At 32.8% G+C, this 15,042-nt stretch carries 13 protein-coding genes and 1 pseudogene; 5 read left to right on the top strand and 9 right to left on the bottom strand.

The window, feature by feature from the left end; all coding sequences use genetic code 11:
• The 4 genes and pseudogenes from OS188_RS12865 to OS188_RS12850 form a co-directional block, all read right to left on the bottom strand.
• Positions 1–191 (bottom strand): annotated as a pseudogene (locus tag OS188_RS12865) (hypothetical protein); the annotation flags it as partial.
• 423 nt (positions 192–614) lie between these two features.
• Positions 615–2,954, bottom strand: coding sequence for a penicillin-binding protein 1A (locus tag OS188_RS12860; RefSeq protein WP_267149258.1), 2,340 nt, complete (start codon positions 2,952–2,954; stop codon positions 615–617).
• 53 nt (positions 2,955–3,007) lie between these two features.
• The gene (locus OS188_RS12855; protein ID WP_267149257.1) at positions 3,008–3,490 is read right to left on the bottom strand and encodes a gliding motility lipoprotein GldH; all 483 of its coding nucleotides are present in this window, start codon (positions 3,488–3,490) and stop codon (positions 3,008–3,010) included.
• A complete protein-coding gene (locus OS188_RS12850; protein ID WP_267149256.1) occupies positions 3,480–4,664 on the bottom strand; it encodes a PSP1 domain-containing protein in 1,185 nt (394 codons plus the stop codon). The genes OS188_RS12855 and OS188_RS12850 overlap by 11 nt, the downstream gene beginning before the upstream one ends.
• Positions 4,665–4,940: 276 nt before the next feature.
• On the opposite strand from OS188_RS12850, the gene OS188_RS12845 reads away from it, so the two are divergent.
• On the top strand, positions 4,941–6,356 hold the full coding sequence (locus OS188_RS12845; RefSeq protein ID WP_323370457.1) for a peptidoglycan DD-metalloendopeptidase family protein: 1,416 nt from the start codon (positions 4,941–4,943) through the stop codon (positions 6,354–6,356).
• Here OS188_RS12845 and OS188_RS12840 read toward each other — a convergent pair.
• The 4 genes from OS188_RS12840 to trhO form a co-directional block, all read right to left on the bottom strand.
• Positions 6,353–7,252, bottom strand: coding sequence for a radical SAM protein (locus tag OS188_RS12840; protein ID WP_267149255.1), 900 nt, complete (start codon positions 7,250–7,252; stop codon positions 6,353–6,355). The two genes, OS188_RS12845 and OS188_RS12840, sit on opposite strands and share 4 nt — an antisense overlap.
• A gap of 121 nt (positions 7,253–7,373) precedes the next feature.
• Positions 7,374–7,604, bottom strand: coding sequence for a ferredoxin (locus OS188_RS12835; RefSeq protein ID WP_267149254.1), 231 nt, complete (start codon positions 7,602–7,604; stop codon positions 7,374–7,376).
• The gene (locus OS188_RS12830) at positions 7,604–8,848 is read right to left on the bottom strand and encodes a peptidase U32 family protein (protein ID WP_267149253.1); all 1,245 of its coding nucleotides are present in this window, start codon (positions 8,846–8,848) and stop codon (positions 7,604–7,606) included. Before OS188_RS12830 ends, OS188_RS12835 begins: the two co-directional genes overlap by 1 nt.
• An 11-nt stretch (positions 8,849–8,859) precedes the next feature.
• A complete protein-coding gene (trhO, locus tag OS188_RS12825) occupies positions 8,860–9,933 on the bottom strand; it encodes an oxygen-dependent tRNA uridine(34) hydroxylase TrhO (protein WP_267149252.1) in 1,074 nt (357 codons plus the stop codon).
• Between the two features lie 503 nt (positions 9,934–10,436).
• On the opposite strand from trhO, the gene recA reads away from it, so the two are divergent.
• The 4 genes from recA to OS188_RS12805 all read left to right on the top strand — a co-directional run bounded on the left by recA (position 10,437) and on the right by OS188_RS12805 (position 14,128).
• Entirely contained in the window at positions 10,437–11,444 is a 1,008-nt protein-coding gene (gene recA, locus OS188_RS12820; protein WP_267149251.1) for a recombinase RecA, read from the top strand.
• A gap of 129 nt (positions 11,445–11,573) precedes the next feature.
• Entirely contained in the window at positions 11,574–11,945 is a 372-nt protein-coding gene (locus OS188_RS12815) for a hypothetical protein (RefSeq protein WP_267149250.1), read from the top strand.
• Between the two features lie 27 nt (positions 11,946–11,972).
• Positions 11,973–12,515, top strand: coding sequence for an RNA polymerase sigma factor (locus OS188_RS12810; RefSeq protein WP_267149249.1), 543 nt, complete (start codon positions 11,973–11,975; stop codon positions 12,513–12,515).
• The gene (locus OS188_RS12805; RefSeq protein WP_267149248.1) at positions 12,515–14,128 is read left to right on the top strand and encodes a putative outer membrane beta-barrel protein; all 1,614 of its coding nucleotides are present in this window, start codon (positions 12,515–12,517) and stop codon (positions 14,126–14,128) included. The genes OS188_RS12810 and OS188_RS12805 overlap by 1 nt, the downstream gene beginning before the upstream one ends.
• Positions 14,129–14,224: 96 nt before the next feature.
• Here OS188_RS12805 and OS188_RS12800 read toward each other — a convergent pair whose 3' ends face one another.
• Positions 14,225–14,959 (bottom strand): lysophospholipid acyltransferase family protein, encoded by a 735-nt coding sequence (locus OS188_RS12800; protein WP_267149247.1) that lies wholly within the window; start codon positions 14,957–14,959, stop codon positions 14,225–14,227.
• Between the last annotated feature and the right edge of the window lie 83 nt (positions 14,960–15,042).

The following is a 15,042-nucleotide window of genomic DNA, read 5'->3' as shown; positions in this document are numbered from 1 at the left end:
ATTTTGATTTTATTTTCTAGATAAGCATTTGCATTATTTGGGTTTAATAAATCAATCCCAGAGGATGATGACACTTTAAATTCAACTCCATTACGTAAATTGTAATAATTTGGATTATTATTTTCATCATCTGCATTACTACATGAAATCATTAATAAACTTATTAAAAACAAGGCAATTGCATTTCTCATAATAATATATTTTAAATTGATTTTTTTATACGGTTTTATTTATTCCTTCCTCGTATTCCTCATTACTGCAAGAATTTAAACTAAAAATAAATGTTGCTACAAGCAATATTAATCCAGTAACTTTATCAAGCCTTAAAAACTTAATATCTTAACTTTTAACATGTCAAACTTATAAAAAAAAAAAAACGGTTTATTCCAGGTTTTGTAAGAAATTTATGCATTTCATCGAAAAGTGATGAAATTCGTGTTTTTTAATTACGGTTTTACCGTAAAATGGGCTTGTTTTGATTTTTAAAGTCTAAAATCTTAAAGAAAATTGGTTTTGCAGGAGTTGTATAAGGCTCTGATGAGAAATAAGTGTTTAATAAAAAAAGCCATTCTAAAAAGAATGGCTTAATTAATATGTTTCGTTTTTCTAGTGAATTAAAAGTCTAATTCATCAGGAACCTCAATGTTTTGATTATTTGGGTCTGAGTTACTATCTGGATTATAGTCTGCGCAGTCTACCTCAATGGACAGGTTTAAAGGCTTTTCAAAATCTGAAGTAGATATTTCTAATTCTTCATCTCCAATACAGCTTTTCATATAAACTCCCCAAATTGGTAATGCCATAGAAGCTCCTTGCCCATAAGTAATGGTTCTAAAATGGGCTGCTCTATCTTCTGCACCTACCCAGACTCCGGTTACTAAGTTTGGTACCATTCCCATAAACCAACCATCACTTTGGTTTTGTGTGGTTCCTGTTTTACCAGCAATTGGATTTGTAAATCCGTATGGGTATCCAGTCATTATTTCTTTATACATGCCACTTTCTGGCATCCAAGTACGTCTTAATCTGGCACCCGAACCACTTTCTGTTACACCCTCCATTAGTTTTACGGTAACATAAGCAACTTCTTCGCTTAACACATCTCTGGATTCTGGAGTAAATTGATATAAAATAGTTCCGTTTTTATCTTCTATATGTGTTACCATAACTGGCTTGGTATAAACCCCTTTATTGGCAAAGGTTGAATAAGCAGCAACCATTTCGTACACGCTTAAATCGGCTGTTCCTAAACCAATAGAAGGTACTACTGGAATTTCTGCTTCTACACCTAACTTCTTAACCAAATCGACTACTGGTTGTGGTCCTACTTTATCCATTAATCTGGCAGTAATAGTATTTATAGAGTTTGCTAAAGCATTTTTCAAGGTTCGTGCGCCACCGTATTGACCATCGGAGTTTTTAGGCGTCCATGGATCTGGATTTCCAAATTTACCAGCTTCTATTGTAATTTGTGTATTAGGAAGCTCATCGCACGGAGATAGGTGCAATTGGTCTACAGCTGTTGCATATACAAAAGGCTTAAATGTAGAACCTACTTGTCTTCTAGCTTGCTTTACATGATCGTATTGAAAATGTCTATAATTTACACCTCCAACCCATGCTTTTACATGCCCGGTTTGCGGGTCCATAGACATCATTCCTGTATGTAGAAACGACTTATAATAACGCATGGAATCCATTGGCTTCATAATAGTATCTATTTCTCCTTTCCAGGAAAAAATACTCATTTGCGTTGGAGTATTAAAGGAGGTTATAATCTCCTCGTCAGATTTATTTAAATCGTATTTCATATGCCTCCAACGTTCACTTTGTTTCATAGAACGGTTCATAAGTGATTCGATTTCACTTTTACTCAATTCTAAAAATGGTGCTGTTGGATTTCTATCTGGTGTATTTTGATGATCAAACTCTGCTTGAAGCCTTGGCATGTGTTGAAGAACAGCATCTTCGGCATGTTTCTGCATTCTAGAATCTATGGTTGTATAAACTTTTAAACCATCGCCATATAAGTTGTACTTTTCGCCATCTGGTTTTGGATTATTTTTTATCCAATCTTTCATAAAACCATCAAGATAAGCTCTAAAATAAGTGGCAATCCCGTCGCGATGAGATTGTGGTGTATAGTGCAAATCTAATTCGGTTTTCTGCAAAGAATCTTCAACTTTATTAGTTATATAACCGTATTTTTCCATTTGATGCAATACCACATTTCTTCTGTTTCTAGTCCCAACAGGATTTCTGTGATCTCGCGGATTGTATAAGGAAGAGTTTTTAAACATTCCAACCAACATGGCTGCTTCTTTAATATCTAGCTGGTTAGGTTCTTTGTCGAAATAAATACTTGATGCAGAACGGATACCATCTGCATTATTACCAAAGTCGTAGATATTAAAATACATGGCAATAATTTCTTCCTTAGTATATTGACGTTCTAATTTAATGGCAATAATCCATTCTTTTAATTTTTGAGTAATTCTACTAAACGTATTAGTAGAACCTTCGCCATGGAATAATTGTTTTGCTAATTGTTGCGAAATGGTACTGGCTCCTCCACCTTTTCCTAATTTAACAATAGCTCTTAAGGTTCCTCTGGCGTCTATTCCTGAGTGTTCGTAATAACGCGCATCTTCGGTAGCAATTAAGGCATCTACTAAATGCTGGGGCAAATCGTCGTAACCTACTGGGGTTCTATTATCGTTAAAATAAAATTTCCCTAATGTTTTTCCATCAGAAGAAATAATTTCTGTTGCTAAATTGGTTTTAGGGTTTTCTAGAATAGTATGATCTGGAAGTTTGCCAAAAACACCCCAGGATGCTAATAAAAATAGGAGTACAACAAATAAAATACCTGCAATAAACAGTTTCCAAAACCAGCGAACATAGCTTGAATAATCTTGAACTTTTTCTTTTTGTTTCTTTTTTGTTTTAGCCATATATGTTACATAACTTAAGGTTAAACGTTCTTAAGTTTAAAAAATTATCTGAGTTAATTTTGAGTTTTCTCAACCTGAAATCCAATATCTGTTATTCCTTCTAAATTTACAACTCCCTTTTCTTTACCATTTTCTCTCATGGCTTGTTGGATGTTTACAGTATAATCTCCGTCTTCATTAAAAATAACCTGTTCTTTATACCAAAGTTTATTTTCTTTGACTTCCGCAAATCCTGTGCCTAAAAATTCGCCTGTTGGTTTGGCCATTTTATACTCTAAAGTATCTTTTAAAGTTTTTCCGTGTGGAAACTTCATTTCGACAATTAAAAACAAGTTGTTGTATTTATAATCGTTATTATTTCTAAGGTTTACAAATAAGTTATACGTATTTAAAGTGTCTGGTGGATGTATTGTAAAACTAATTATAGAATCTTTATGCCATTTATTGGGTACAGACTTGTAGGTGTCGTACACACTTTTAGAGTTGCAAGATGCTAGAAGAAGAGCTAAAAGAAGGAGCAAAGCACTATTTCGCATTATTTTTATTGTTTTGGGGTTTTCTTCTTTTTTTATTTCTGTTTTTATTTTTACTGTTTCTCTTATGTTTTTTACTCGGTCCTTTAGAGTCGAAACGGGTTAAACTATCTTGTCCTACAACGTTTTCAAATTCGTTTTTAGTATCTTGAATTAAATCTGTAGCATATTCTTCTAAACTAGCTACTTTCTCTTTTTTCTTATTTAATTCTATAATTTCTTTGGCTTGGTCTTTTGTTATTACATGCCAATTGCTCCATTCTCCTTCATAAGCAAACCACATATGTCCTTTAAAAATATCTGTTTTCTGACAAACGGCGGTACCTTTTTGAGTGTATAGTTTAACATCGGATTTAGGAAAATCTTTAAGCGCATCTAAATAAGTATCTAACTCGTAATTTAAACAGCATTTTAATTTTCCACATTGCCCTGCTAACTTTTGTGGGTTTAAAGAGAGTTGTTGATAACGTGCAGCCGACGTACTAACAGAGCGAAAATCTGTTAACCAAGTTGAACAGCATAATTCTCTTCCACAAGATCCAATACCACCAAGTCTAGATGCTTCTTGACGAAAACCTACTTGCTTCATCTCGATTCGGGTTTTAAATTCCCTGGCATATAATTTTATCAGCTCTCTAAAATCTACACGATCTTCGGCCGTATAATAAAAAGTGGCTTTACTTCCATCGCCTTGAAACTCTATATCCGAAATCTTCATTTGCAGGTTGATATCAATAGCAAATTGACGCGCTTTCACTTTCATTGGTTCTTCTCTGTCTCTGTATTCAGACCAAATATCAATGTCTTTTTGCGACGCTTTTCGGTAAATTTTTAAGATTTCCTCATCTTTTTCGGAAACCTTTTTTCTTTTCATTTGAATTCTAACCAGTTCGCCCGTTAGGGTAACCATACCAACGTCGTGACCAAATTGTGCCTGTGTAGCAACAATATCTCCAATGCTTAAAGTTAATTTTTCTGTATTTTTATAATAGTGTTTTCTGCCGTTTTTAAAACGTACTTCTACCCAGTCAAAAGGCTCTTGACCGTTGGGAAGCGACATATTTGCTAACCAATCGAACACGGTTAGTTTATTACAACTATCTGTGCCACAAGTACCATTGTTCTTGCATCCTTTGGGCTGTCCGTCTTTTCCAGTTGAGCAACTGTTACAAGCCATAAAATTTATGTATATATTGATTCTGAAAAACCTGAAGTTTTACAGAAGAAGATTAATAATCCTTTTAAAAATGTAAAGATAAGATTATTTATTAAGTTAAAATGCATATCGTCTAGCTTGCTTTGAGAAAACAAACAGAGTTGCAACTAATTTAAAATCAGTTATTTGCAAAATACTTTTAATTGTTTCTTTGTTTTAAAATGAAATATTAAACATTTTTATGCTCACATTTTTAGTTTTTTACGATGAAGGTATAAATCACTTAAAACTATAACTATGAAATCAATTTTTCCTTTACCACTTCTAATTTGCCTAGTTTTATTTCCTTTTTATACTGCTAAGGCTCAAGACTTTAAATCGGTTATGACAAGTGCCGAATATGTGTTTAACGAAAATAAAATCCCTTGTTTAACCGAAGCACAACGAGATGCTATTAAAACCGAAACCCAAAACAATATTGAAGCTTTAAAACGTCAAAACAAATTAGCATTTAACGAAAGTAATAACCGTGGCAGTCATCCATTATTTATATGGCCAATTCAGCAAGCTGCCGGATTTGATTATAATAACACCTGGTCAATTTCTGGTTATGTAGATCATAATTCAGCTTATCCAAATCAACTAACAGATTACAATTGCGGCACAAGAACTTACGACAGTGCTAATGGTTATAACCATCAAGGCGTTGACATGTATTTATGGCCATTTTCTTGGAAGCAAATGGACGATAATCAAACCGAAATTATTGCAGCCGCTCCCGGACAAATAATTGCTAAGGGAGATGGCGAATTTGACAGAAGCTGCAACTTTAACAACAATGTTTGGAATGCCGTTTATGTTCAGCATAACGATGGTAGTATAGCTTGGTACGGCCATATGAAAAATGGTTCGGTTACCACTAAAAATGTAGGAGATATGGTAGATACTGGCGAAGTAATTGGTATTGTTGGAAGTTCTGGAAACTCTACAGGGCCACATTTACATTTTGAAATTTATACAAACAGTTCCTATACACAATTAATAGATCCATTTATGGGCGACTGTAACGATATGAATGCAACAAGCTGGTGGCAATCGCAGATTCCATATAATGATTCTGGAATTAGTGCGGTTTTAACACATGATAATGCTCCAGATATTTTTCCTCCTTGTCCGACAACCGAAACTCCAAATACAAGTGATAATTTTAGTACGGATGACACCATTTATTTTGCAGCCTATTTTAAAGATCAGGTAGCTGGAGATATTATTCATTTTTCTATTATTAAACCTGACAACTCTTTTCTTTACGATTGGGACCTAACCGTTGAAACTACAGCTTCTTCTTGGTATTATTATTGGTATTTTTCTGATATGTACGACCAAATAGGCGAATGGAAATGGCAAGCTACCTATGCTGGCGAAACAGTAACACATAGTTTTAATATAAGTACTTTAAGTATGGAGGAAGAAACTATTGAATCAACACGTATTTATCCAAATCCAGCAACACATAATGTTGCTATTAAAACAGGAAAAACCTTAGAATCTGCCACAATTTATGATGTACGTGGAAAGATAATTAAGTCTGTGTATTTTAATGAAAATTCCATTTACAATTTGGATATCTCTAATATATCTAAGGGGATGTATTTTCTAACAGTTGTTTCTATAGAAAACGAACAGGAGAGTTTTAAGCTAATAAAAGATTAATTAAATTCAATCTCATAATTAAGTCTATTTGTAAGGGATTTAAGTTCTTTTTCAGATTTAAATACATTTGACAGTATTAATTTACTCCATCCAATTTTTTTGGAATACGCGTTGAAACTTTCGTTTTTCCAATCGAATCCCTCTCTCCAGAATTTTTGGGGAGAGACATAACAGAACGTATAATCGAAAATTAAACTGGAGGCATTTAGACTTTGATTTTTAGGAATGGTATAAGGAGCCAACAAGGTTATATGATTATCCTTGCACTGTTTTCTAATATCTTGAATTAATGGTGGATAATCGTCTCGGATACTATCTAAATCAAAATCGTTGTATTCGGTATTTCCAATCTTCTGAATGGGACGAATTTGAAGAATATCGAAACTTTCGCCATTAAAATGCTTAAAAAAATCGGCTAATTCGTAAAAATTATCCTTGTTAAAGGTATAATTAATCCGAACTTTGAAATCGTATTGTTTTTTTAATTTTTCAAAAGCTTTAAAGGCATTATGAAATTTTTCATAACTCGCCTTTTGCATAAAATTTTCATAGCTTTCTTTATGAACTCCATGAAGTGAGATAGTAAACTCGTTTAATCCTGCTTTTAAAAGAGCTTCAATTTTTTCTTCGTCCAACAAATTTGCATTGGTAGTAATAGAAATATATGGCACGTTATAGGTTTTCCCCAGTTCTACAACTTTTACTAAATCTTTATATAAAGTTGGTTCTGTACCACAACCAATTTGAAGTTTTAGAGCTCGACTAAAAATGGTTTTGGCTACTTGATTTAATTCGCCCTCTTTAAACTGTCCTTTTAAGGTTTTTACGTAATCAGCGTCTGTAAAATAGCACATTTTACAACGTAAATTACAGGCCAAAACAGGATCTAAGTTCACAGCTAAATAGCGCTGATTAAACTTGTGCAATATATAAAGGCCTAAGAATTTAATTCTATGGCTTTTTATCTTCCTATTAATTTGTAACAGTTTGTAAATATTCATTTTACTAATGGGCTCTTCAATTTATTTTAACGCTTATTATGTTAACTGGACAAGCTTTCGAAGCATTTTCACAGGCTTCTAAAATAGAATGGTCATTCGATTTTAAGGTATAAAACCCTTTTCTTTCTTTCGTGTGTAACAACACCGTTTTTCCGTCTTTTTTAGACATTTGAAACTGATTTGGCGCCATTTCCACACAGTAATTACATCCTATACATTTATTGCGCTGTAAGGTAACAATTACCATTAGGCTTCTACTTTATTTTCAACAATTTTATACAATTTATCCGAAGGTCTAATTCTAAAATCTACCGGAATAGTCACTACATCTCCTTTAGAAGCATTATCAGATTTCGTGTCATTTATCATCATCTCTGTCACTTCCATCTCTTTTGCACCTGTTGTTGAACCGGTTATTAAAATAGTGTCGCCCACAGCTATATCAAAAGCTTCAATTTTAAATTCTCCAATTTTAGCTTTTGGGTAAAAATGCGTACCTTTTCCTAAATACACTTTCTTTTGAGTGGCATGAGATCCAGAACCTGTACTCCATTCGCCTAACTTCTGACCTAAATAATAGCCGCTCCAAAACCCACGGTTATAAACTTTTTCAAGTTCTTGCATCCAGGAAATTACTTTTTCTTTATTGTAAGTTTCATTGGCTACACTATCAATGGCATCTCTATAGCATTTAATTACTTTTGCTACATATTCAGGTGCGCGACCACGACCTTCAATTTTTAAAACTTTTATTCCGGCATCGGCAATTTCATCTAGAAAATCGATAGTACATAAGTCTTTTGGAGACATAATGTATTCATTATCTAATTCCATTTCGAAACCAGTTTCCTGGTCGATAACCGTATATTTTTTTCTACAATTTTGTTTACATGCACCTCTATTTGCCGAAGAATTATGCGAATGTAAACTCATATAACATTTTCCCGAAACCGCCATACAAAGTGCACCATGACCAAATATTTCTATTTCAATCAATCTACCTGAAGGTCCTTTTATTTGTTCTTTTTCTATTTGTTCGGTAATTTTCTTAACTTGACGTAAACTCAATTCTCTACTCAATACCATGGTATCGGCAAATAAGCTGTAAAATTTAACCGTTTCAATATTGGTAATATTTAATTGAGTAGAAATATGTACTTCCATGCCAATTTCTCTTGCAGAAGCAATTACTGCCTGATCCATAGCAATTACTGCCGTAATATTAGCAGCTTTGGCCTGCTTTAATAAGGTTTTTACAATGGATAAATCGTGGTCGTAAATAATGGTGTTTAAGGTTAAATAACTTCTAACATTATTTTTTTCGCACCTTCTTGCTATTTCAGGTAAGTCTTCAAGAGTAAAGTTGACGGTTGATCGCGCTCGCATATTCAATTGCTCCACTCCAAAATACACAGAGTTTGCACCATTATCTAAAGCTGCCTGTAGCGACTCGAAGTTTCCTGCGGGCGCCATTAATTCTATATGTTGCATGATTTGAAGTTTTAAGAAGTTTTGCTTTTAAAATTTTCAAAAATATTGCGTAAATCTTTTTTATATGGTAGGTGGTCTGCTCTGCCTTTTTTAAAGATATCGTTACTATTACCTTGTCCTTTACGCATGTTTTTTTGTTCTTCGTAGGGTAATTGAATTATCTCCTGACAATGAGAAGAACAACAGTTTTCCATTTTTTCTTTACAAGTGTCACACTGAATAAATAGTAAATGACAAGCATCGTTTGCACAATTAGTATGTAAGTCGGCCGGTTCGCCACATTGGTGACAGTGCGCAATAATATCTTCAGAAATTCGCTCTGAACGTCGCTCGTCGAACACAAAATTCTTACCTATAAATTTATTTTCTAAACCTTTAGCCTCAACTTGTCTCACGTAATTGATGATACCACCTTCTAACTGATAGACATTTTTAAAACCTTTGTGTTTATAATATGCACTTGCTTTTTCGCAACGGATTCCACCAGTGCAATACATAACAAGTTTTTTATCTTCTTTATGATCTCTTAAATCTGCTTCAATAATATCTAAGGATTCTCGAAACGTATCCACATCTGGAGTTACAGCGTTTTTAAAATGACCAATTTCACTTTCGTAATGATTTCTCATATCAACCAAAACTACGTTTGGATCGTCTATCAGTTCGTTAAACTGTTCTGCCTCAACATGAACTCCTTTATTGGTTACATCAAAAGTTTCATCTTTTAATCCATCGGCCACAATTTTATCACGGACTTTCACTTTTAATTTTAAAAACGAAAAATTATCGTGTTCAATGGCAATATTTAAGCGTACATTTTCTAAAAAAGAAATAGTATCTAAGTGTTTTTTAAACAGGTTAAAGTTATCTGCTGGAACGGAAAGTTGGGCATTTATGCCTTCATGAGCCACATAAATACGTCCTAAAACGTCTAATTTATTCCATGCTAGGAATAGGTGATCTCTAAAAATTTCAGGATTGTCAATTTTTGCGTATTTATAGAAAGAGATTGTCAAGCGTTCTTTTCCCGCTTGCTCGATTAGTTCTACTCTTTCTTTAGCGCTTAAGGTATTGTACAGTTGCATGCTATACTAATTTTTTAAGGTTAAAGATTATTTTGGCTGCAAAGGTAATGTTTTTTATTTTTTTATGAATTTACTTAAAACAAAAAGCACTTTATAATATTTTATAAAGTGCTTTAAGTAGACTAACTCGTTATTAATATTTTTTAATTTAATTACTAAATAGAAAAAACATTCTTACGAGTTAACCGCCTTCGGCTTTACAGTTGCTATTTAAAAAGATAACAACTGTAACACCTAATGAGATAATACATTTTTTAAAAAATTTCATTTGTTTAAAATTTTTATAGTTTTAAAATCGAATAATATTAAAATGTCTTTTAAAATCCTTCATATTTAAACTATGATGTATTTTAAGCGAGCTTATTTATTTTCTTTTTCACAGTTAAAATTTTCCCACTTTATATAGTAGATGCAGAAAGTACAAAAAGGTTGCGTGATAAAATTGTAAAGTGAAAAAAGAAGTAGTATTTTAGCATCACTTTCACAAGATAAAAAAAAGAGAAATGAGCAGCGAAAAAGAAGCCAAATTAAAAGCACTAAAACTTACATTAGATAAACTAGATAAAGCATACGGTAAAGGAACTGTCATGAAAATGAGCGACCAAGCGGTTGTAGATGTAGACTCTATTCCTTCTGGTTCTTTAGGTTTAGATATAGCTCTAGGCGTAGGCGGATATCCAAGAGGGCGAGTTATAGAAATTTACGGACCAGAATCTTCTGGTAAAACAACCTTAACCTTACATGCCATTGCCGAAGCTCAAAAAGCTGGAGGTATTGCCGCATTTATTGATGCAGAACATGCTTTCGATAGAACTTATGCAGAAAATTTAGGAATTGACATTGATAACCTTATTATTTCGCAACCAGATAATGGAGAGCAAGCTTTAGAGATTGCAGATAATTTAATTCGATCTGGTGCCATAGATATTGTTGTTATTGACTCTGTGGCAGCTTTAACACCAAAAAGTGAAATTGAAGGTGAAATGGGAGACTCTAAAATGGGACTTCATGCAAGATTAATGTCGCAAGCGCTAAGAAAGTTAACCGCTTCTATTAGTAAAACTAAATGTACCGTAATTTTTATTAACCAATTACGTGAAAAAATTGGGGTTATGTTTGGAAACCCTGAAACTACAACTGGGGGTAACGCCTTAAAATTTTATGCCTCTGTACGTTTAGATATTAGACGTTCTACACAAATTAAAGAAACCGATGGGAATGTTGCTGGTAATAAAACCAGAGTAAAAGTGGTGAAAAACAAAGTAGCTCCTCCGTTTAAAATGGCAGAATTTGACATTATGTATGGCGAAGGGATCTCGAAAGTAGGAGAGATTTTAGATGTAGCAGTCGATTTTGAGATTATTAAAAAAGCGGGCTCTTGGTTTAGTTATGGGGACACCAAGTTAGGGCAAGGTAGGGATGCCGTTAAAGCCTTGATAAAAGACAATCCAGAATTACAAGACGAGCTAGAATTGAAAATTAAAGAGCAATTAAAAGCTCCTAAAGAATAAAAAAATAAATTAAAAAAAATCCCGAATATCTTCGGGATTTTTTAATTTATTACGCAACCTTTTGATAGTCTTTGCATCTACAATGTACATATGTATTTTTTAATGAAGAAATTTGTAACCTACTGTCTTTTGGCAATTTTCATTTTTTCTTGTAGCGTAAGCGATGATAGCTCGCCACAATTTTATAATGAATTTTTACCTATTGAGAGTACTACTTTGCCAGAGCAATTCCGTTTGGGCGATACTTATGATATTACTTTAACTTACATTAGACCGTCCACTTGTTATGCTTTTAATAATATTTATAACAAAGAGCAGGGCAATGAGATAACATTGGCAGTAGTAGCAAATGTAGCTTACCAAACTGACAATTGCGAAACAGTAAATGAAGAGATGGAAACCTCCTTTAATTTTACAGCAAACCACAATGGGTCTTATGTTTTTAAATTATGGCAAGGAGAAAACACCTATTTAATTGTAGAAGTTCCAGTAGTAGAGTAAAACTTTGTTAAATTAATACGATATCATTTGGGTTTAAAACAACTCATACAAAAATGTAGTAAAAAAGATACCAAAGCACAAGCAGAACTATATCAGCTATTTTCGGCTAAATTATTTTCTGTTTGTCTGAAGTATTCTAATAATTATGCGGAAGCAGAAGATAATCTGCAAGATGCTTTTGTGACTATTTTTAACAAAATATCGCAATATAAACACAAAGGTTCTTTTGAAGGTTGGTTAAAACGAATAACTATAAACACCGCATTACAGCGCTATAGGAAACAAGGTGTTTTTGAGATTATTGACGAATCTAATATTGAAGATGTAGAAGTTGAAATTGAAGAAGATGATGTTTCATTAGAGTTTCTTTTACAGATAATCCAAGAGTTACCAAACCGTTATAGATTGGTTTTTAACCTCTATGTTTTAGACGATTATTCGCATAAAGAGATAGCTAAAATGCTAGATATTTCAACGGGAACCTCGAAATCTAATTTGGCTAGAGCCAGGAAGATTTTAAAAGATAAAATTGAAGAATACAAAACAAGTTTAAACACGCATACCTTGTAATGAGTGATAAAAAACATATAGATAGAGTTTTTCAGGAAAAATTTAAAGACTTTGAAGCTACCCCAAATTCAGAAGTTTGGAACAAGATTCAAAGCAAATTAAACAAACCTGAAAAAGATAGAAAGAGAGTAATTCCTCTTTGGTTTAAAATAGCTGGAGTTGCAGCTCTCTTGCTTTTATTATTAACTGTTGGAGGCATTTTAATATCTGACAATTTCTTAGGAAATACAAACAAGATAAAGGTTGTTGATACTGAAAATCCAACTAAAGACAATACAAATACTTCTACAGAATCTAGTACAAATTCTAATGTTGTAACTACTCCAGATAAAAATAAAATTACGGATAATGCTATTATATCTGAAACTGGGACTGACAATAAACTATCAAAACAGAAAAAAGGTTTAAATAGTACGCAAATAGCTTCAGAAGAAAGCCAAAGCAAGAAATCTATCTACCCGATAAATAATAAGACTTCAAAAAAGAAATCAATAAATAAAAACATACGAAGCACTTCAGAAGAACCACATATAAACAATACACAAATTGCTAATAACACTAACTCTAGAGACAAAACAGATTCTAACAAACATTTAAAAGAAAACCCAAGCAAAATAAATACTGATATTCCCTCTAGAAATAATATAGCGGATAACACAACAAAGAGTGAAAGTGGAAAGGCCGATTCTCATTTAGAAGTTGATCAGAATAAAACTGAAAATCAAATACAACAATTAAACATTAATACAACAGAACACAGAGTTGCATTAGAAGAAAACACAAAAGCTGAGACGGAGAATCTTTTGGAAGAAGAACTAAATAAAACAGATCTAACCATAGAGGAAGCTATTGCAGCTAATCAAGATATTATTGAAGAAGAGAAAGATGAAATAATAAACAGGTGGCAAGTATATGCAAATATGGCCCCTGTTTATTATAATTCGATGGGGAAAGGCTCGCATATTAATGAGCAATTTAAAAACAATTCTAAAAGTGGCGAAGTAAACACTAGTTACGGCGTAAATGTTAGTTATAACTTAAACAAAAAACTATCTATACGTACTGGATTAAGTTCGTTAAACTTAAGTTACGATACTAACGATGTAATTCTATATCAAGGTATGTCTAATACTGGAGCTACCTCAAGTGCATTAAGGAATATAGATTTATCTAAAGGTAACGAAAGCCTTTCTGCTATAAGCGCAGATAATTTAAAGGTTGGAGAAGTAGATAATTTATTAAGCCCTAATTCTAACGCTGCAATTAGTCAGAGAATTAGTTATTACGAAATTCCCATGGAATTAAATTATAGAGTTGGAAGCAAGAAATTTGGTATAAATCTAATTGCTGGATTTAGTTCGTTTATTTTAGATGGCAACGATGTATATTCTGAATTACTTGGAGAGAAAAAATATATTGGCGAAGCAAATAATATAAATAGTGTAAGTTTTAGTACCAACTTAGGGGTTGGATTAGACTATAAATTTACAGAAAAATTTAAATTTAACTTAGAGCCTACTTTAAAGTACCAATTAAATGCGTTCGAAAACACTTCTGGAAATTTTAACCCATATATTATAGGTGTTTATACAGGTTTTAGTTATAAATTTTAGTTTTGGTTGATTAGATTGATTTGTGTATTCCTAAAACTAGGAAAGCAATGATAATCTTAAATAAAGAGCTGTCCTGTGCCAAGAGCAGCTCTTTTTTTATGCTCTAGTCTCTAAAGTTTTTAAAATAACTTCTCGAACTCTTTTATTAAGATCTTTTGTGTCGCTTACCGTTAAGCCTTTGGTTTCGATAAACGGATGAATTACAGCACGCATCTTTCCTGGGCCTCCACTAAAAAAGGTATAAGAAAATCGTTTTTTATTATCTAAGAAAGACATGGGAACCACTGGAATTTGATGATTGATGGCTAATCTAAAAGCACCATCTTTAAACGTGTCTAAAATTATATCTTCGTCTGGAACACCACCTTCAGGAAAAATACAAATACTCAAGCCTTGTTTCAAACGTTTTTGAGCTCTTAAAAACACCGCTTTTCTGCTGCTTTCCGAATTTCTATCTACTAAAATACAAGTCCGTTTATAGAAAAACCCAAACAAGGGAATCTTAGCCAACTCTTTTTTTCCAACAAAAACAAAAGGGTTCTTAGTAGAAACCAACATAAGCATAATATCTGCCATAGAGGTATGATTGGCAACAAACATGTAGCTTTTGTCCCGTTCTGGTATTTGCTCATGCTCAATTTTCCAAACAAATCCCATCCCTGTTAAAATAAATTTTGCCCACAAGCGTGCAATCCTAAAAAAATAAGGATACCAAGTTTCTTTTAGAATAGAAATAATTAAAAGCGGAAAAAAAACTATAATAGGCAAGGCTACAAGTATATAGAACCAAATGCGATATAAAATCCAAAACAAACACTTAAATATTCTCATCGGTGTCAAAACTAATTAAATTTATTGAGCTATTGCATCAAAAAATTTACCTTTGTAGCTTGTAAAAAAATATAGAATAACTA

The organism is Xanthomarina sp. F1114 (assembly GCF_026410255.1).
In the GTDB taxonomy this organism is placed as follows: Bacteria; Bacteroidota; Bacteroidia; order Flavobacteriales; family Flavobacteriaceae; genus Xanthomarina.
This window is presented reverse-complemented; position numbering and strand designations above follow the sequence as displayed.

What these genes read in the sequence shown, in the direction of transcription:
- OS188_RS12860 (WP_267149258.1), bottom strand. Translation starts at nt 2,954, where the DNA reads ATGGCTAAAACAAAAAAGAAACAAAAAGAAAAAGTTCAAGATTATTCA.
- OS188_RS12855 (WP_267149257.1), bottom strand. Translation starts at nt 3,490, where the DNA reads ATGCGAAATAGTGCTTTGCTCCTTCTTTTAGCTCTTCTTCTAGCATCT.
- OS188_RS12850 (WP_267149256.1), bottom strand. Translation starts at nt 4,664, where the DNA reads ATGGCTTGTAACAGTTGCTCAACTGGAAAAGACGGACAGCCCAAAGGA.
- OS188_RS12845 (WP_323370457.1), top strand. Translation starts at nt 4,941, where the DNA reads ATGAAATCAATTTTTCCTTTACCACTTCTAATTTGCCTAGTTTTATTT.
- OS188_RS12835 (WP_267149254.1), bottom strand. Translation starts at nt 7,604, where the DNA reads ATGGTAATTGTTACCTTACAGCGCAATAAATGTATAGGATGTAATTAC.
- OS188_RS12830 (WP_267149253.1), bottom strand. Translation starts at nt 8,848, where the DNA reads ATGCAACATATAGAATTAATGGCGCCCGCAGGAAACTTCGAGTCGCTA.
- trhO (WP_267149252.1), bottom strand. Translation starts at nt 9,933, where the DNA reads ATGCAACTGTACAATACCTTAAGCGCTAAAGAAAGAGTAGAACTAATC.
- recA (WP_267149251.1), top strand. Translation starts at nt 10,437, where the DNA reads ATGAGCAGCGAAAAAGAAGCCAAATTAAAAGCACTAAAACTTACATTA.
- OS188_RS12805 (WP_267149248.1), top strand. Translation starts at nt 12,515, where the DNA reads ATGAGTGATAAAAAACATATAGATAGAGTTTTTCAGGAAAAATTTAAA.
- OS188_RS12800 (WP_267149247.1), bottom strand. Translation starts at nt 14,959, where the DNA reads ATGAGAATATTTAAGTGTTTGTTTTGGATTTTATATCGCATTTGGTTC.